At 70.0% G+C, this 16108-nt stretch carries 20 protein-coding genes and 3 pseudogenes; 12 read left to right on the plus strand and 11 right to left on the minus strand.

All coding sequences use genetic code 11. From position 1 onward, the window contains the following. Nucleotides 1-684, minus strand: a complete 684-nt coding sequence (locus tag FKV25_RS14050) for an EF-hand domain-containing protein (RefSeq protein ID WP_170218651.1) — start codon at nt 682-684, stop codon at nt 1-3. Nucleotides 685-818: 134 nt separating this feature from the next. Between FKV25_RS14050 and FKV25_RS14055 the strand changes: the two genes are divergently transcribed. Further along, entirely contained in the window at nt 819-1598 is a 780-nt protein-coding gene (locus FKV25_RS14055) for an arginyltransferase (RefSeq protein ID WP_141519420.1), read from the plus strand. Next, entirely contained in the window at nt 1595-2836 is a 1242-nt protein-coding gene (locus FKV25_RS14060; RefSeq protein WP_246072101.1) for an endonuclease/exonuclease/phosphatase family protein, read from the plus strand. The genes FKV25_RS14055 and FKV25_RS14060 overlap by 4 nt, the downstream gene beginning before the upstream one ends. 18 nt (nt 2837-2854) lie before the next feature. On the opposite strand, the gene FKV25_RS16290 is transcribed toward FKV25_RS14060, so the two are convergent. Next, complete coding sequence (locus tag FKV25_RS16290) at nt 2855-3319, minus strand: hypothetical protein (protein ID WP_170218652.1); 465 nt, start codon at nt 3317-3319, stop codon at nt 2855-2857. 156 nt (nt 3320-3475) lie between these two features. Further along, nucleotides 3476-4690: a formate-dependent phosphoribosylglycinamide formyltransferase gene (gene purT / locus FKV25_RS14070; protein WP_141519421.1), complete on the minus strand. Its 1215-nt coding sequence runs from the start codon at nt 4688-4690 to the stop codon at nt 3476-3478. Between the two features lie 104 nt (nt 4691-4794). Here purT and FKV25_RS14075 point away from each other — a divergent pair, with 104 nt between their 5' ends. The 8 genes from FKV25_RS14075 to FKV25_RS14105 all read left to right on the plus strand — a co-directional run bounded on the left by FKV25_RS14075 (nt 4795) and on the right by FKV25_RS14105 (nt 9171). Then, complete coding sequence (locus tag FKV25_RS14075) at nt 4795-5775, plus strand: hypothetical protein (protein WP_141519422.1); 981 nt, start codon at nt 4795-4797, stop codon at nt 5773-5775. Nucleotides 5776-5921: 146 nt separating this feature from the next. Further along, nucleotides 5922-6800 carry an SPFH domain-containing protein gene (locus FKV25_RS14080; protein WP_141519423.1) on the plus strand — a complete coding sequence of 293 codons (879 nt, stop codon included), beginning with the start codon at nt 5922-5924 and terminating at the stop codon, nt 6798-6800. Nucleotides 6801-6807: 7 nt separating this feature from the next. Further along, on the plus strand, nt 6808-7194 hold the full coding sequence (locus FKV25_RS14085; protein WP_141519424.1) for a hypothetical protein: 387 nt from the start codon (nt 6808-6810) through the stop codon (nt 7192-7194). Nucleotides 7195-7202: 8 nt separating this feature from the next. Beyond that, nucleotides 7203-7415, plus strand: a complete 213-nt coding sequence (locus FKV25_RS14090) for a type II toxin-antitoxin system antitoxin (RefSeq protein ID WP_141519425.1) — start codon at nt 7203-7205, stop codon at nt 7413-7415. Continuing rightward, a complete protein-coding gene (locus FKV25_RS14095) occupies nt 7408-7584 on the plus strand; it encodes a DUF4177 domain-containing protein (protein ID WP_141519426.1) in 177 nt (58 codons plus the stop codon). Before FKV25_RS14090 ends, FKV25_RS14095 begins: the two co-directional genes overlap by 8 nt. A 41-nt stretch (nt 7585-7625) precedes the next feature. Continuing rightward, nucleotides 7626-7751 (plus strand): hypothetical protein, encoded by a 126-nt coding sequence (locus FKV25_RS16590; protein WP_281286244.1) that lies wholly within the window; start codon nt 7626-7628, stop codon nt 7749-7751. 4 nt (nt 7752-7755) lie between these two features. Further along, a complete protein-coding gene (locus FKV25_RS14100) occupies nt 7756-8352 on the plus strand; it encodes a PH domain-containing protein (RefSeq protein ID WP_141519427.1) in 597 nt (198 codons plus the stop codon). Nucleotides 8353-8361: 9 nt separating this feature from the next. Next, entirely contained in the window at nt 8362-9171 is an 810-nt protein-coding gene (locus tag FKV25_RS14105) for a M15 family metallopeptidase (protein ID WP_141519428.1), read from the plus strand. An 86-nt stretch (nt 9172-9257) separates the two neighbouring features. On the opposite strand, the gene FKV25_RS14110 is transcribed toward FKV25_RS14105, so the two are convergent. From FKV25_RS14110 to FKV25_RS14145, 8 genes and pseudogenes are all read right to left on the minus strand, one after another. After that, complete coding sequence (locus tag FKV25_RS14110) at nt 9258-9647, minus strand: hypothetical protein (protein ID WP_141519429.1); 390 nt, start codon at nt 9645-9647, stop codon at nt 9258-9260. A gap of 138 nt (nt 9648-9785) precedes the next feature. Continuing rightward, nucleotides 9786-10460, minus strand: coding sequence for a DNA-3-methyladenine glycosylase family protein (locus tag FKV25_RS14115; protein WP_141519430.1), 675 nt, complete (start codon nt 10458-10460; stop codon nt 9786-9788). A 3-nt stretch (nt 10461-10463) separates the two neighbouring features. Further along, nucleotides 10464-10847, minus strand: coding sequence for a DUF423 domain-containing protein (locus tag FKV25_RS14120; protein WP_141519431.1), 384 nt, complete (start codon nt 10845-10847; stop codon nt 10464-10466). A gap of 186 nt (nt 10848-11033) precedes the next feature. Continuing rightward, a pseudogene (locus FKV25_RS16525) lies at nt 11034-11129 on the minus strand (IS110 family transposase); the annotation flags it as partial. A 337-nt stretch (nt 11130-11466) separates the two neighbouring features. Further along, on the minus strand, nt 11467-12654 hold the full coding sequence (locus FKV25_RS14125; RefSeq protein WP_141519432.1) for a polyketide cyclase: 1188 nt from the start codon (nt 12652-12654) through the stop codon (nt 11467-11469). A 374-nt stretch (nt 12655-13028) separates the two neighbouring features. Continuing rightward, a pseudogene (locus FKV25_RS14135) lies at nt 13029-13100 on the minus strand (DNA-binding response regulator); the annotation flags it as partial. A gap of 84 nt (nt 13101-13184) precedes the next feature. Further along, the gene (locus FKV25_RS14140) at nt 13185-13826 is read right to left on the minus strand and encodes a response regulator (protein WP_141519433.1); all 642 of its coding nucleotides are present in this window, start codon (nt 13824-13826) and stop codon (nt 13185-13187) included. Next, nucleotides 13823-15031: a sensor histidine kinase gene (locus FKV25_RS14145; RefSeq protein WP_141519434.1), complete on the minus strand. Its 1209-nt coding sequence runs from the start codon at nt 15029-15031 to the stop codon at nt 13823-13825. The genes FKV25_RS14140 and FKV25_RS14145 overlap by 4 nt, the downstream gene beginning before the upstream one ends. A 163-nt stretch (nt 15032-15194) precedes the next feature. On the opposite strand from FKV25_RS14145, the gene FKV25_RS14150 reads away from it, so the two are divergent. Then, nucleotides 15195-15794: a GNAT family N-acetyltransferase gene (locus tag FKV25_RS14150; RefSeq protein WP_141519435.1), complete on the plus strand. Its 600-nt coding sequence runs from the start codon at nt 15195-15197 to the stop codon at nt 15792-15794. Then, nucleotides 15791-16108 (plus strand): annotated as a pseudogene (minC, locus tag FKV25_RS14155) (septum site-determining protein MinC); the annotation flags it as partial. The gene FKV25_RS14150 and the pseudogene minC, both read left to right, overlap by 4 nt.

Here is a 16108-nt window from a genome sequence, read left to right on the forward strand (position 1 = left end):
TCAGCGCGTGGCGCGATCGCCACCGGCCCCATGGCGGCCGCGGTGGTGGCCCGACACCATCCCGCGCTCGGGCCTGGCCTCTTCGGCGCTGAGGTAACCATCGCGGTTTTCGTCCAGGAAGGCGAAAGCCTTGGCCAGGCGCGGCATGCCGGCCTCGACCTCGGCCTTGCTCAGGCGACCGTCCTTGTTGCCGTCCGCCCCGGCGAAGCGTTCCTTGTGGCGTTCGGCGGCGCGGGCCTGGAACTCGGCGCGCATCTTCTCGTGCGAGGCTCGAAGCTCGGCGCGCACGATGTAGCCGTCGCGGTTGGCATCGATGTCGTCGAAGCGCTTGCCAAGCGGCGAGTCGGTACCGGCCTCGACCTTGCTGATGCGACCGTCGGCGTTGGCGTCAAGCGCGACGATGCGCTCCAGGCCACCTCCCCGGCCGCCGCGGCGATGCATGCGCGCCGGCCGCTCGTCCGCGGTGATGCGGCCGTCGCCGTTGCGGTCCACGCGGTCGAAACGACTGGCCAGGCGGGGCGAAGCCGCCGCCTCGGCGCGGTCGATCGCGCCGTCGCCATTGCTGTCCAGGCGGACCATGCCGCGGGACGCATCGGGGCCGTCCTTCGGCGCCTGGGGCGCGGCGATGGCGGTACCGGCCACGAGCGCGGTGGCGATGGCGGCCAGCAGGAGGGAACGATTCATGGGCTGTCTCCGGTTCATCGACGCCCGTTGGCGCCGTTGTAGGAAGAAACGCCCCGCAGGCGACCGGGTTGACGCCGACGCCGGACGGTTCAGGCGCTGGACAGGGCCGCCGCCCACGGCGCTATGCTGGCGGCATGGGCAACTCCTCCGGCCGCGACGACAACGACATGCGCCTGTTCCACACGGGCGAGCATGCCTGTGGGTACTGGCCTGAACGCACCGCGCGCGACCTGGTGCTGGACCCGCGCGATCCCCGCCTGCCCGCCTGGTATCCACAGGCCCTGGAGTGGGGGTTCCGTCGCTCCGGCGACATTGTCTACCGGCCGCACTGCGCCGGCTGCCGCGCCTGCGTGGCGGTGCGCATCCCAGTGGATGCCTTCCGCGCCGACCGCAGCCAGCGCCGCTGCCTCAAGCGCAACGCCGACATCGAAATGCGCATCTGCCAACCGGTGCGCACGGAGGAGCAGTTGGCCCTGTACCGCCGCTACCTGCGTGCGCGCCACGCCGGCGGTGGCATGGACGGCCATGGGGCGCTGGAGTTCGACCAGTTCCTGGTGGGCAGCTGGAGCGAGGGGCGCTTCATGGAGCTGCGCGAGTCGGGGCCGACGCGCCCGGGCCGACTGCTGGCGGTCGCCGTCACCGATGTCACCGAGAACGCACTTTCGGCGGTGTATACCTTCTTCGACCCGGATGCGGGCGAGCGCGGACTGGGCACGCTGGCGATCCTCAAGCAGATCGAGTGGGCCCGCCGCGAGCGACGCACGCACCTGTACCTGGGCTATTGGATCGCAGGGCACGGCAAGATGGATTACAAGCGTCGTTTCCACCCCCTCGAGGGCTTCGACGGACACGGCTGGCGCGCGTTCGACAAGGGTGCGCATGCGTTCCCGGCCGATCGAGACGGCATGCCATGAGACCCGGCGGCAGCCTGCACGCTGCGGCCCTCGCCGCGCTCGCGATCACCCTCATGGCAACGGTCGCCTGCGTGCGCGTCAACGTGCATGGCGACCCGCCGCGGCCCTCCACCGGACATGGGAGCAGCGCCCTGCGCTTCGCCACCTACAACACCTCGCTCTACGCCAATGACGCGGGGGGCCTGGTCGCGCGACTGGAACGCGGTGATCCCGATGCGCGTCGCATCGCCGCGGTCCTGCAGCGCGTGCGCCCCGACGTCGTGTTGCTGAACGAATTCGATTTCGACGCGGCCCATCGCGCCGCGGACCTGTTCCAGCAGCGCTACCTGGGCGAGGCCCAGGCCGGCGGCGGCGACGCCCTCGCCTATCCGTACCGCTACCTCGCTCCGGTCAATACCGGTGTACCCAGCGGGCTCGACCTCGACCGCGACGGCGAGGTCGGCGGAGAAGGCCGGAGCCGGGGCAATGATGCCTGGGGCTTCGGCCTGCACCCGGGCCAGTACGGCATGCTGCTGCTGTCGCGCTTCCCGATCGACGAGGCAGGGGTGCGCAGCTTCCGCAAGCTGGCGTGGAGCGCGATGCCGGATGCCCGCCAGCCACGCGACCCGGCCACGGGCCAGCCCTGGTACCCGGCGGAGGCCTGGTCGCGCCTGAGGCTGTCTTCGAAGTCCCACTGGGACGTACCCGTGCGCACGCCGGCGGGCACCATCCACGTGCTTGCCGCGCATCCGACGCCACCGGTCTTCGATGGGCCGGAGAACCGGAACGGTGCGCGCAATGCGGACGAGATCCGGCTATGGCGCGAGTACATCGGGGGCGACGCACCCTGGCTGTGCGACGACGCGGGCGCCTGCGGCGGCCTGCCGGCCGATGCGCGCTTCGTGATCCTGGGCGACTACAACAACGATCCCGTCGACGGCGATGGCGACCACGCCGCGATCGTCGAACTGCTCGAGCATCCACGCGTGCTGCGCATGGCCACGCCACGGAGCGAGGGCGCAGTGGAGGCGGCGGCGCGGTATCCGGACGTCGCGCGCCGCGGCGCGCCCGCCCACGCCACGGGCGACTATGGTCCCCGGGTCGGCACCCTGCGCCTGGACTACGTCCTGCCGTCGGTCGGCCTGCCGGTCACCGGAAGCGGTGTGTTCTGGCCGCGCACCGGCGCACCGGGCGCCGAGCTGGTCGGCGCCAGCGACCACCGCCTGGTATGGGTGGACGTGGCGGGCGGCACCGATTAGGCACCGCTGGCACGCACCCTAGCGGGGCGACTTCTTGCCCGCCGGCTTCTTCGCGGCCTTCTTCGCGGTCTTCTTCGCGGCCTTTCCACCGGTCGCGGCCGGCGTGGCGGCCTTGCGCGCGGGCTTCTTCACCTGCTTCTTTTTCGCCGATGGTTGCGCCGCCGGGACCGGTGCGTCGGCCACGATCGCCTGCGCCGGCAAGGCGGTCTGCACGCGGGGGCCGAAGCCGAAGGCCTCCTCGCTGCGCGCCGAAACGATCATCCTGACCATGCTGCCGGGGATCATCAGTTCCAGTTCGACCGCCGCGCCCTGCGGCGTCCGGCCATCGAGCACCATCTTGGTGAACGCACCGCCAGTGTCGACCTCGCGGCACAGCACATGTTCGCCGCCCTTCTCGCCGAGCAGGTAGGGCTCGATCGCGCCGCCCAGCGCTTCGATCGCCTTGGGGAAAAAGAACACGGCGTAGCCCTGCACGTCGTTCATGGCACCTCCTGGTGTCGCGGTTGCAAATGAAATGGATTGGCCTTGCGTCGCCGCGCGCCGCCGCGCGGGCAGCAGGCAGCAGGCAGCAGGCAGCAGGCAGCAGGCAGCAGGCAGCAGGCAGGCACTGTAGCCGTCGACTGTACCGGAGGGGTGGAATCAGCGCAGGCGCACGTCGAGGCGGTCGGCGGCTTCGCGTGCGACGGCACGCGCGGCGTCGATGTTCTCCCCGTGGGCCAGGGTGACCGCGACGCGGCGCTGCCCCTCGACCCGGGGCTTGCCGAACAGGCGCAGCTGCGTGCCCGGCGCGGCAAGGGCGGCGTCCACGCCCTCGAACACGGGAATGCCGTGGCCCTCGGCCAGCACCGCGCAGGACGCGGTGGGGCCCACCAGTGGCACCTGGCCGTCGGCGTCGGCATGGACGGGAAGACCGAGGATCGCGCGCGCATGCAGGGCGAACTCGCTGGCCGTCTGCGATGCCAGCGTGACCAGGCCGGTGTCGTGCGGTCGCGGCGAGACTTCGCTGAACCAGACCTCGTCGCCCTTGACGAACAGCTCGACCCCGAACAGCCCCCAACCGCCAAGGTCGTCGGTGATGGCCCGGGCGATCGCGCGGGCACGTTCCAGTGCGCGCGGCGACATCGGCTGCGGCTGCCAGCTCTCGCGGTAGTCGCCATCGCGCTGCAGGTGTCCGACGGGCGCGCAGAACGCGGTGCCACCGGCGTGGCGCACCGTCAGCAGGGTGATCTCGTAGTCAAAGTCGACGAACCCCTCGACGATGCAACGGCCGGCGCCGGCGCGGCCGCCGGTCTGGGCGTAGTCCCAGGCCGCGTCGATGTCGGCGGCGTCGCGCACCGTGCTCTGGCCCTTGCCCGAGGAGGACATCACCGGCTTGACCACGCAGGGCAGGCCGATCGCGGCGACGGCGTCGCGGTATTGGTCGGGCGTGTCGACGAAACGGTACGGCGACGTCGGCAGGCCCAGGGTTTCGGCGGCCAGGCGGCGGATGCCCTCTCGGTCCATCGTCAGGCGCGCGGCGCGCGCGGTCGGGATGACACGGGTATCGCTGCCGCGCCCGGCGAATTCCTGCTCCAGTTCGACCAGGGTCGCGGTATGGATGGCCTCGATCTCCGGCACGATCAGGTGCGGCCGTTCGGCGGCCACCAGGTCGCGGATCGCCTGCCCGTCGAGCATGTCCAGCACGTGGCTGCGATGCGCCACCTGCATCGCCGGCGCATCCGCATAGCGGTCGGCCGCGATCACCTCGACGCCGAAACGCTGCAGCTCGATCGCCACTTCCTTGCCCAGCTCGCCCGAGCCCAGCAGCAGCACGCGGAAGGCATGGGGGGACAGCGGGGTGCCGAGGGTGGTCATGGCAAGTCCTGTGGCGGGAGGTCGGGCGCCCATTCTAGTCGACGCGATCGCCCGGTCCCCGCCACCCCCTTGGGCGCCATCGGGGGCCGTGCGATGCTTCCGGCATGTCCGGGCCCCGCCACCGCCGCAACCGTCCGCGCCCCTGCTGGCGCGCGTGGCTGCTGTCGTCCTGCCTGCCGCTCGCGCTGGCGGCCTGCGGCAGCGCGGAGGAGACCGCGGGCGACAATGGCGTCCAGGGCGTGCTTCTCGACGCGCAGATGAGCGAGATCAGTGGCCTGGCGGCATCGCGGCGCCACCCCGGCGTGCTCTGGATGCACGACGACGGCGGCAACCCCGCGCGCCTGTTCGCCACCGACGCCAGCGGCGGCAGGATCGCCACCTTCACCGTCGAAGGCGTGACCAAGACCGACTGGGAGGACATGGCAGCCTTCGTACTGGACGGCCGGCCCTACCTGCTGGTCGCCGACACCGGCGACAACGGCGGGCTGCGGCGCACGCTGCAACTCCACGTATTCGAGGAGCCGGCGGTGCTCGAGAACGCGCGCCTGTCCCCCGCCTGGTCGATCGCCTTCCGATGGCCCGACGGTCCGCTCGACTGCGAGGCGGTCGCGGTCGACGCGGACGGTGGCCAGATCCTGCTGGTCTCCAAGAAGCGCACGCCGCCCGAGCTGTTCAGCCTGCCCCTGCGCCCCCAGGGCGACGGCCTGCAGGTCGCCGCCGCTCGTGGCGCGCTGGCCGGCGTGCCGGCACCGGCGCTCGACATACCGGCGGACGCGCCCCGCCGACGACGCTACGAGCACCAGGTCACCGCAGCCGATCTCTCCCCCGATGGCCGCCGCCTTGCCGTCATGACCTATCGCGACCTGATGGTCTACACGCGCCAGGGCGCGGAAGACTGGAGCCGCGCCATCGCCCGCCCGCCCGCCATCGCCGCCCTGCCGTGGTTGCCGCAGGCCGAAGCGATGGGCTGGCGCGCGGACGGTAGTGCCCTCCTCGCCACCGGCGAGTTCATCCCCGCCCCGTTGTTCCGGATACGGCCACCGTCGCCTCCTGCGCCTGCCGCTGGGACCCCGCCCACGCCCTGAGCCAGGCATCTGATCGGCTGGAGAGACCCGGAGCCCTGGCCCGTGGGACGCGAACGCGTGTTGCCGCCCATCGGCCCGGCCCGGATCGCGCTTGACTTGATATCATTTTGATATCAAATTACCAGCATCCATCCGAGGGTCCCACCATGAAAGAAAACGACGTCCGTTCACTCCCCGGCATTCCCTTCCTGCTCGGCGTCCTGGTCGCGCTGCTGCTCGCCGGCTGGTTGTTCATCAACGGTGCCCGCGCGGACGGCAATGGCCCGGCCTCGCTGTCGATGGTCATCGGCGGGATCGTGCTGGCACTGCTCGCGTTCTTCAGCCTGATCGGCCTGTACACCGTGCAGCCCAACCAGTCCGCGGTGCTCAGCCTGTTCGGCAAGTACGTGGGCACGGTCAAGGACAACGGCCTGCGCTGGAACAACCCCTTCTTCTCCAAGCGCAAGATCTCGCTGCGGGTGCGGAACTTCGAGAGCGGCAAGCTCAAGGTCAACGAACTCGACGGCAGCCCGATCGAGATCGCGGCGGTGATCGTGTGGCGCGTGGTCGACTCGGCCGAGGCCGTCTTCAACGTCGACGACTACGAAAGCTTCGTCCACATCCAGTCCGAGGCGGCGCTGCGCGCGATGGCGACCAGCTATCCCTACGACCAGCACGACGACGACCAGATCTCGCTGCGCAGCCACCCCAACGAGATCTCCGATCGCCTCAAGCACCACCTCGACGAGCGCCTGACCGAAGCCGGCGTGGACGTCATCGAGGCCCGCATCAGCCACCTGGCCTATGCGCCGGAAATCGCCCACGCCATGCTGCAGCGCCAGCAGGCCAACGCGGTGATCGCCGCGCGCACCCGCATCGTCGCCGGTGCCGTCGGCATGGTCGAGATGGCACTCGGGGAGCTGCAGAAGAACGGCGTGGTCGAGCTCGACGAGGAGCGCAAGGCGGCCATGGTGAGCAATCTGCTGGTCGTGCTCTGCGGCGACCGCAGCACGCAGCCGATCGTCAATGCCGGCACCCTGTACTGACGCCGCCATGGATGCCCGCGACCTGCTCGTTCCCGCCCTGTTGTTCGCCGGCAGCCTGCCGATGTTCGCCATCGCCTGGCGCATCGGCCACGGCGACCTGCACTGGGTGAATGGCCTGGACGCACGCCGCCTGCGCGACCCCGCCGCGGTCGCCCGCCGGCTTGCGCGCCTGCTGGCGCTGGTCGGCGTGGCATTGGTCCTGGGCGCCGCGGGCCTGTACGTGGCTGGCGACGACGAGGGCCGGATGATCGCCGTGGTGCTCGTCCTGCTGCTGGTGGTCAATGGCCTGGGCTTGGCGCTGTTCCGCGCCGCCGGCGCCGCGCGGCGCGACTACCTGCCCGGCCCGCGCCCGACGTCCGATGCCGGCGCCGGCGACGGCACCGGGCGGAGCTGAGCAGCGCCGTGGCCGAGAAGAAGAAAGCCTACCCCCTGCGCATCAACGCCGACGTGCTCGCCGCGGCGCAGGGATGGGCCGACGATGAACTGCGCAGCCTGAACGCGCAGATCGAGTATGTCCTGCGCGACGCGCTGCGCAAGGCCGGCCGGCTGCCGCGCTCCACGCCCACCTCGCGGCAAGCCGGGCCCGTCACCCACGAGGAAGACACCGATGAGTAACCGCTGGCAGCACAAGGTCACCGAAGTCCCCTACAAGCTCTTCGCCAACCAGACCGAGCAGTTGCAACAGGAACTGGACAAGCACGGCCAGCAGGGCTGGGAGCTGGTGTCGGTGATCCAGTCCCAGTCGACCCATGCGCTCAGGCTGTTCTTCAAGAAGCCCGCGTGAGCCGCGCGAACCACCGCCCCGTCCCGAACGAGGAAGCCACGATGCTGCACATCATCAAACTGATCGAACGCCACTCCCCCCGTCATGCCCGCCGGATCGTCCTCGTGCTGGCGGCCGCCTCGGCGCTGATGCTCGGCGCGGGGCTGGCACTGTTGCAGTCGCACTGACCCCATGGATCGGGCGCAGGGCGACACACCGGGCGTTGCCCCGGCGCGGGACACCGGAGAGGGCGAGGCGTTCGCCGTCGCGCCGCTGGCGGGGCGTACCCGCTGGTTCCTACCGGGCCTCTGGCTCCTCCTGCTGGGGGTGGCCTGCCTGGCCCCGCACGGCCAGGCCACGACCCAACCGGTGCCGGTCTGGCTGATCGCGCCGTTCGCATGCGCGCTGGCGGTCGTCGGCCCGTACATCCTGCTGCAATACCGCAGCATCGTCCTGGCGGGCGACGCGCTGCGGGTGATGGCCGCTTCGATGTTCACGCACAGCGTCCCGGTCAGCGCGCTCGACCTTGCGCGCGCGCGCATCCTGGACCTCGACGAGCACCTGGAATACCGTCCCGGACTCCGGCTGTTCGGGATGTCCCTGCCGGGTTTCACCGCGGGCCATTGCCTGTTGCGCAACCGCCGGCGGGCATTCTGCCTGCTGACGCGCCGCGATCGCGTGCTGCTCCTGCCCCGGCGGGACGGGCGCTACCTGCTCCTGAGCCCGGAAGATCCCCACGCCCTGCTCTCGCGCCTGCGCGGCTTGGCCCAGGCGCCGCATCGGGACTAAGCTCCCTGCATGCCGCGCACCGCCGACATCCTGGTCAACACCGCCGACATCGAACTGTGGCCGGCGCGCCTGTTGCGCGCGCGCGGCAACCGCGATGCGCGCGTGCTGGCCCGCGCGCGCCACGTGCTGCGACGCAAGCGCGACGGGCGCTACCTGGCCGCGGTGCTGCCCGAGGGCCTGCTGTCGCTGGTGCCGCGCCTGGCGCGCGAAGCCGGCATCGACGAGGCCCTGGCTGCGCTCGACACCGTCCCCGTCCATCGCCGCGCCGGCCTCGAGCGCGTGCCCTCGCTGCCGCTTGCCGGCCTGGAAGCGCGCCTGGAGGCCCTGGGGCTGGACCATGTCTACGGCGAGCGCACCGGGCTGGCCCTGGTCGCTGAACCGGCCTGGCTGTCGCTCGCCGGGTTCGACCGCTACCGCCGACCGTTGTGGCTGCACGCCCATGCCGGCCCTGCCTGGGCGGCCATGCGGGCGGCCGCGCACCGCGATGGCGTGCTGCTCGAGGCGATATCGGGTTACCGCAGCCACGCTTACCAGTTGGGCATCTTCGAACGGAAGCTCGCGCGTGGGCTGGCGCTCGAGGAAATCCTGCAGGTCAACGCCGCGCCCGGGTACAGCGAACACCATTCCGGGCTCGCACTCGACATCGGCACGCCGGGCGAGCCGCCGGCGGAGAGCTCCTTCGAGGACACCGCGGCGTTCGCCTGGCTGGGCGCGAACGCAGCACGCCATGGCTTCCAGATGAGCTATCCACGCGACAACCCGCACGGCATCGTCTACGAGCCGTGGCACTGGCGCTACTCGCCCGACGACACCGCCTGAGGGCGTGGCGCGCCCGGGCGCGCAGAAGCCCGCGTGCAAGCGGGCTTCCAAGGGCCCGGCGGCAAGCCGGGCGATGTCGCGATCCGCTATTCGTGCTGCGCGTGGATGCGCGTCCCCTTCACCGTCAGCTCGATGACCTGGAGGTCGAAGTCCGGCCCGCCGCGCTTCTTCACCAGGACGTCCTCGCCATCGTCTACCTCGACATGGTAGGTCTCGCCCACCTCGGCCTTGAGGCCGTCGCTGATCAGCTTCGCGATGTGGTTCTCGCCGGTGTCGTCCGGGATCGCGATACGCACGTCGGTGGGCGTGCCGTCCTCCGGCGTGAGGCGGATGACCACGTCGCCCGCGCTGTCGGCATCGCTGCTGACCTCCAGGCGCCACTTGTTGGACGGACTGGCCACCACCATCCCCACCACGATCATCAGGACCAGGGTGAAGAGGGTCCGGAAGACCAGTCCACGCTTGTATCGGCTCATCGGGATGTCCCTGTATCTTTCGCTGGAGGACACGCTCTCATGGGGCGCGTGGAGGCGCCGCGAAAGCGCCCGATCCCCGGGTGGACGCATGCCGTGAAGGGTGAATGACGCCCGGGCCGCGCGTGGACGGCTGCCGGGCTACTCCTGCGACCGCGGGGTGCGCGGCTTGGCGGCGCCGGCGTCGTCGGCGATCCGCCACAGGTACAGGCTCGCGTACGTCCGGTAAGGCCCCCAACGCTCCCCGCGCTCGGCCAGCTCGCGCGGCGTCGGCATCGCCTCCAGGCCGTCGACCCGCTGCAGGCCCTTGCGGATGCCCAGGTCGTCGACCGGCAGCACGTCGGGACGCCCAAGGCGGAACATCAGCATCATCTCCACCGTCCAGCGGCCGATGCCGCGGATGGGGACCAGGGCCTCCACCAGGGCAGCGTCATCCATCCAGGCCATCTGTCGAAGCGTGGGGATCTCACCCGCGCCTTCGCGGTGGGCGAGATCGCGCAGCGCCAGCAACTTGTTGCCCGAAACCCCGCAGGCCCTCAGCACGTCGTCTTCGCAGCGCCCCAGCGTCTCGCAGTGCAGGCGCGTGCTGCCGATGGCGGTCTCCACGCGCCCGACGATGGTAGCCGCCGCCTTTCCGCTCAACTGCTGGAACAGGATCGCCCGCGCCAGCGCATCGACCGGATCGAAGCGCTTCTTCCAGCGCGCATCCGCATCGATCGGGCCGATGCGTCGCATCCACGTGCCGAGGCGGCGGTCGCGGCGTGCAAGCCAGGCATGTGCATCAGCGGTATCGAAGCCGCGGGCATGGCGCGGCATGGCTCAGCGCCGTCCCAGGTCGATCGCCAGCGCCAGCCAGGCCAGGATCATCAGGCTGCCGCCTGTTGGCGCGAGGCGCGTGGGCCATCCCAGCAACTGGCCGCCCGCCAGGCTGCCGGAGAACAGCAGCACGCCCAACAGCAGCGCCGCCATCGCCCCGGTGCCAAGCCAGCGTCGGCGCGTGGGGGCCAGCGCTGCCAGGCCCAGCCCTTGTCCGAACGCGAAGACCGCCGCCAGCAGCAGGCTGGATCGCGCATCGGCGTCGGCGGCATGCGAGGCATAGGCCGCCAGGCCCACCGACATCGCAGCGAGCACGGCACCCGACGCGGCCAACACGCGTTGCACCGTATTCGCGGGGGTGGCAAGGGCGTCGGGGCCAGCGCGCATCTGTTCTGATCCTGTTGGACGGGCCTGGCACCTTAGCAGGCGCGCCCGTCGGGGGAATGGGGAATGGGGGAATGGGGAGTCGGATTGCGTGGGGCGTGGCGTTCCCTTCGAAGCGTCGCGGCTGACCGGTCCCGATACCCGTAGCAACTGTGTTCGCCAGATGGCGATTGTCGTGTTCTTGAAGGTGTCGCGCGGGCGGGCATTGAGGATGACCAGCAGTATTCGCATGACGGCCACGATGGCAACCATGGCCGGCTTTCCGCGGGCCGGTAGGCCCTGCCAGGCCTCGTAGGATGGGTAGAGCCGAAGGCGAAACCCACCGTCGCGAAGCTACACTTACGACGCGCGATGGGTTTTGCTTCGCGCTACCCATCCTACGAGGGGCGTGGGATCGCGAGGCAATCGCAAAGGCGACTCGCCCCGTCGCCCGGGTACGCGAAGCGCATCCACCGAGAGTTGGAAAGCAAAGGCTAGATCCCAGCGTTCGCTGGGATGACGGCGCAGGGTCGGGGCCGAGGTTGCCCGGATCGGCCAGGCGGCATTCCCCCAGTTGGGAGAAAACAAAAAAGGCGCCGCGTGAGCGGCGCCTTCTTCGTGGTTCATCGCGGGGACCGCGGGCTTACTTGACGCCCCAGTAGACGACGAAGTCGCCTTCCTCGGTGAATGCCTTGTCGACGCCGTTGTTCCAGTCCTCGTAGGGACGGTCGACGGTCTCGTAGCCGCGGGTCAGCGCCCAGGCCCGCAGCGCGTCGCGCACCTTGGACAGGTTGGCCATGTGACCGGTGAACGGCACGGCGACCACCTTGCCGGCCGGCGAATACACCACCTCGACCGGATTGTTCTCGCCCTCGACCTTGATGCCTTCCAGCTTCGGCGCATCGGTGGTCGGCTTGGCGACGGCGACCGGCTTGGCGTCTTCGCCCTCGCCCGCCTCGTCCTCGGCTTCATTCGCCGCGGTGTCGGCACCGCCCTTCTTGCGAACCGGCATGACGGTGTCGAAGGAGTAGCTCTCGGAGCCAAACTCGTTGGTGACGATGCGCAGCGGACCGGCAGCCACCAGGTTGTTGGCGTCCATCACCTTGCGGATCCACTCCAGGTTGGCCTTCATCTGCTTGGCGACGGCCTCGTTCTCGCGCGGCACCGCGGCGGTCACGACCAGCAGGTTCTCGGCCGGGCGATCGTCGGTACGCGGCGCCTTGGAGGCATCGTCCTGCCCGAACTCGGTGTAATCGATGTTCGGGACGGTCGACAGCATGTTGGTCAGGCGCGAAAGGCTGAGCTTCATGTCCTGGCCGAAGTTGCTCGCCACGTACATGCCCGAATAGCGACCCAGCAGGTCCCAGCCGTAGTCGACGTCGTAGCTCTGGTTGATCATGGTGTTGCGACCGCTGCGGCCGGTCGGAGTCAGCGTGAAGGTGCTGCGCTGGTTCTCGCCACGACCGCGGAACGGGTTGTTGCCCTTGGGATTGCTGGTCAGGGCATAGCTGACGCTCTTGAGCGGCTCGTTGCCGGTGATCTCCCAGCTGCCGCTACCGATTTCCTCGACTTCGGACGTGTAGTCCAGGCGCGCGCCGACGCCCGACTCGGGGCCCGACAGTTCGAGCTTGACCGCAGGATCGTGCAGGACCAGCGCGTTCCAGTCATCGAAGCGGCGCAGGCTGTTGATGGTGTCGTAGACGATGGTCAGCTTGCGGTTCGTCTCGACGCTTTCCTCGAGGTGGCGGCGATCCGGCAACAGCACGCCAAGCGTCAGGAACAGCGCCGCGACAATGGCAAGGGAAATCAGGATTTCGATCAGACGGGTCATTCAGCATTCTCCAGGACCGACCCGGGACCAAACCGGGGCGCAGACCCACAATCCTAGCAAAGGTAAAGGGGCCGGCGCATTACTCTTTCGCAGGAACCCGGAAGGCCGTCCGGTCCTTGCCCGGGGCGGCCCCCGCGGGAATGCCGGCCGGCCTCCCGGTGCGCCCGGTTCAGGTCCGCCGGGCAGCGGCCACGCGCGGCCCGGGGCCCGCCCCCGGCTCAGACCAGTTGCAGCTCGAACGCCTTGAGCACCGCGCGGGTGCGGTCGCGCACGCCGAGCTTGGACAGGGTGAGCGCCCCAGGATTGCGAGGCATTGCCTCGCAGGGGCCGAACGCCCGCCGCCCCGCGGCGGGCAGGCCATCCTGTCCCGACGTTCAGACCAGTTGCAGCTCGAACGCCTTGAGCACCGCGCGGGTGCGGTCGCGCACGCCGAGCTTGGACAGGGTGTGCGCCCCTGGATTGCGAGGCATTGCCTCGCAGGGGCCGAACGCCCGCCGCCCCGCGGCGGGCAGGACATCCTGTCGCGACGTTCAGACCAGTTGCAGCTCGAACGCCTTGAGCACCGCGCGGGTGCGGTCGCGCACGCCGAGCTTGGACAGGATGTTGGACACGTGGTTCTTGATCGTTCCCTCGGCGACGCCGAGCGAATTGGCGATCTCCTTGTTGGAGAAGCCCCCCGCCATCAGGCGCAGGATCTCGGTCTCGCGATCGGTGAGCGGATCCGGGCGATCGAGGCTGACGAAGTCGTTGCGCATGTGCTCCAGGCCCGAGAGCAGCCGCTGGGTCATCGCGGGCTGGACCAGCGACCCGCCCTCGGCCACCGTCTGGATCGCGCCTACCAGCTGTTCCAGCGACACATCCTTGAGCAGGTAGCCCTTGGCGCCGGCCTTCAGTCCCGCCAGCACGAGCTGGTCGTCGTCGAAGGTGGTGAGGATGATCGTCGGCGGCAGGTTGTTGGCATGCGCCAGCGCCTGCAGGGCCTCCAGCCCTGACATCACCGGCATGCGCATGTCCATCAGGACCACGTCGGGCCGGATTTCCGGGACCATCTCGACCGCCTGCCGGCCGTCGCCGGCCTCGGCCACCACTTCGATGCCTTCCGCCAGCGAGAGCAGGGAACGTACCCCCTGGCGCACCAGGGTCTGATCGTCTACGAGCAATACGCGGATCATGCAACCACTCCTTCGTTGACGGGGGCCGTGGCCACCGTGGCAGGCAAGACGAGACGCAGCGAGAAACCTGCCTGCGGTCGTGTCTCTATCGTAAGTTCGCCGCCCTGTTGCTGCAGGCGTTCGCGCATGCCCTGCAGGCCGTTGCCGGGCACCGGCGAATCGGCCCCGCGGCCGTCGTCGCGGGCCCGCATGACGATCATGCCATCCTCGCTGCGGGCCTCGATCCACAGGTTGCGGGCATGGGCGTGGCGGACGGTGTTGGTGATGATTTCCTGGGTGCTGCGCAGCAGGGTATGCGCGCGCTCGGGATCATCCACTGTGAGCGGCGACTGGATGTCCATCTGGATGTTCAGCGACGGCACGTTCTCGGCCAGCGGCCGCAGTGCCGATTCCAGGTCGATCGCGCCGCCCTCGCGAAGCTGGCTGACCGCCTCGCGCACGTCGGTCAACAGCAACCGCGCGAGGGTATGGGCCTGGCGCACGTGGTCCTTGACCCGCCCTTCCGACAGGTGGCTGGCGACCTCCAGGTTGAGGCTCAGTGCGGTCAGGTGGTGGCCGAGCAGGTCGTGCAGCTCGCGCGAGATCCGGGTGCGCTCGTTGACGCGTGCACTCTCTGCGAGCAGGGCGCGGGTGGCACGCAGTTCCGCGTTCAGCTGGCGCTGCTCCTCCCGGGCCAGCGACTGCTGGCGCGCGACCAGGCTGGTGACGAAGACGAAGCCCGAGAACCCCGCGTAAAGCACCGACTGCATCACCGCCTCGAAGACCGGCAGGTCCAGCCGGATGTAGACCGGGACGATGATCAGCTGGCTCAGGACCAGCCAGGCCACCCCCACCCGGAGCGGGAGCATCCACGGGAGCACGCTGGCGGTGACCATCAACAGGATGCTGCCCAGGCCGGTCTCGGTGAAATAGCTGACCCCGACCGCGCTGGCCGTCAGCACCAGCAGGAAAAGCTGGTCGACCCAGCGGACCTGGCGGCCGCCCAGTTCCCGGGTCAGCCAGGCATAGCTGGCGCCGAACAGCGCATAGGCCCCGATGGCCGCCCAGGGCATCGCCGCGAACGCCGCTGCCACGCCCGACTCCACGCCGCCGGCCTCCAGCAGCCACGACCATGAATAGAGGTACAGCAGCGGCACGCCCACCACGACCCAGGTGAACAGGCCGGCATAGCGGAGCAGTCGGGAATGGTTCAGATGGGTCAGCATTCCCGCATGCTAACGGCATTGAGGGGGTGCAGGGCCGCCCGAAAGTCATGGCGGGACGCCCCGCGGGGGCGCCGTTGCAGTCGCCGTGCTGCCCGGGCCATGCGATAATCCCGCATTGCCGGTGCGCCCCACGCCCCCGGCCAGGAACCACATGGAGTCAGGAATGTCGATCGTCGTCCGCGACGTGCACGAGCACGAGCTGGATTCCGTCCTTGCCCTCAACAACGCCGCCGGCCCCGCCATCCTGCCGCTGGACGCGGCGAGGGTCCGCCGTTTCTTCGATACCGCCGAGTATTTCCGCGTCGCCCTGCGCGACGACACCCTGGCCGGCTTCATGATCGGCGTGGGCAGCCGCGCCGAGCACGAGAGCAGCAATTTCAACTGGTTCCGGGAACGCCACGCCGATTTCTTCTATATCGACCGCATCGTCGTCGCCAGCCGGCGCCGCGGCGGCGGTGTCGGCCGCGCCCTGTACGCCGACGCCCAGAGCTATGCCGAGCTGCGCTACCCGCAGATGGCCTGCGAGGTGTTCCTGGAGGGCGGGCACGACCCCGCCCTGCTCTTCCACGGCAGCTTCGGCTTCCGCGAGATCGGCCAGCACGTCATGCCCGTCGTCAACGTCCGCGCGGCGATGCTCATGAAGCCCCTGTGCAGCTATGCCTGGGTGCGCGACACCTACGGCGGCGAGCTGCCCGACGCACCGTGGGTGCGCACGCGCGCGCACCTGGCCAGCCCGCCCCGCATGACGGGCACCGGTCGATGAGCGCAGCGGCGATGGACTACGAGCAGGCCGGCGAACTCAAGATCGGCCAGGTCGGCATTGCCAATCTGCGCATCCGCTCCCTCGACGTCGCCCGCCTCGTCGACGAGATGCGCCAGCGCGTCCAGCGCGCGCCCAGGCTGTTTGCCCGCGCCGCGGTCGTGATCGACTTCGGCGGGCTGTCGCAGCTGCCAGACGCCGCCACCGCCCGCGCACTGATCGACGGCCTCGTCGAGGCCGGCGTGCTGCCGGTGGCCCTGGCCTACGGCACCACCGAGACCGAACGCCTGTCCGAGGCCCTGGGACTGCCGCTGCTC

Origin of the sequence: Marilutibacter aestuarii (assembly GCF_006546775.1) — a bacterium.
GTDB classification, from domain to species: Bacteria; Pseudomonadota; Gammaproteobacteria; order Xanthomonadales; family Xanthomonadaceae; genus Marilutibacter; species Marilutibacter aestuarii.

Coding starts and splice junctions, on each gene's coding strand:
- FKV25_RS14050 (WP_170218651.1), bottom strand. CDS start 684: ATGAATCGTTCCCTCCTGCTGGCCGCCATCGCCACCGCGCTCGTGGCC.
- FKV25_RS14055 (WP_141519420.1), top strand. CDS start 819: ATGGGCAACTCCTCCGGCCGCGACGACAACGACATGCGCCTGTTCCAC.
- FKV25_RS14060 (WP_246072101.1), top strand. CDS start 1,595: ATGAGACCCGGCGGCAGCCTGCACGCTGCGGCCCTCGCCGCGCTCGCG.
- FKV25_RS16290 (WP_170218652.1), bottom strand. CDS start 3,319: ATGAACGACGTGCAGGGCTACGCCGTGTTCTTTTTCCCCAAGGCGATC.
- purT (WP_141519421.1), bottom strand. CDS start 4,690: ATGACCACCCTCGGCACCCCGCTGTCCCCCCATGCCTTCCGCGTGCTG.
- FKV25_RS14075 (WP_141519422.1), top strand. CDS start 4,795: ATGTCCGGGCCCCGCCACCGCCGCAACCGTCCGCGCCCCTGCTGGCGC.
- FKV25_RS14080 (WP_141519423.1), top strand. CDS start 5,922: ATGAAAGAAAACGACGTCCGTTCACTCCCCGGCATTCCCTTCCTGCTC.
- FKV25_RS14085 (WP_141519424.1), top strand. CDS start 6,808: ATGGATGCCCGCGACCTGCTCGTTCCCGCCCTGTTGTTCGCCGGCAGC.
- FKV25_RS14095 (WP_141519426.1), top strand. CDS start 7,408: ATGAGTAACCGCTGGCAGCACAAGGTCACCGAAGTCCCCTACAAGCTC.
- FKV25_RS16590 (WP_281286244.1), top strand. CDS start 7,626: ATGCTGCACATCATCAAACTGATCGAACGCCACTCCCCCCGTCATGCC.
- FKV25_RS14100 (WP_141519427.1), top strand. CDS start 7,756: ATGGATCGGGCGCAGGGCGACACACCGGGCGTTGCCCCGGCGCGGGAC.
- FKV25_RS14105 (WP_141519428.1), top strand. CDS start 8,362: ATGCCGCGCACCGCCGACATCCTGGTCAACACCGCCGACATCGAACTG.
- FKV25_RS14110 (WP_141519429.1), bottom strand. CDS start 9,647: ATGAGCCGATACAAGCGTGGACTGGTCTTCCGGACCCTCTTCACCCTG.
- FKV25_RS14115 (WP_141519430.1), bottom strand. CDS start 10,460: ATGCCGCGCCATGCCCGCGGCTTCGATACCGCTGATGCACATGCCTGG.
- FKV25_RS14120 (WP_141519431.1), bottom strand. CDS start 10,847: ATGCGCGCTGGCCCCGACGCCCTTGCCACCCCCGCGAATACGGTGCAA.
- FKV25_RS14125 (WP_141519432.1), bottom strand. CDS start 12,654: ATGACCCGTCTGATCGAAATCCTGATTTCCCTTGCCATTGTCGCGGCG.
- FKV25_RS14140 (WP_141519433.1), bottom strand. CDS start 13,826: ATGATCCGCGTATTGCTCGTAGACGATCAGACCCTGGTGCGCCAGGGG.
- FKV25_RS14145 (WP_141519434.1), bottom strand. CDS start 15,031: ATGCTGACCCATCTGAACCATTCCCGACTGCTCCGCTATGCCGGCCTG.
- FKV25_RS14150 (WP_141519435.1), top strand. CDS start 15,195: ATGTCGATCGTCGTCCGCGACGTGCACGAGCACGAGCTGGATTCCGTC.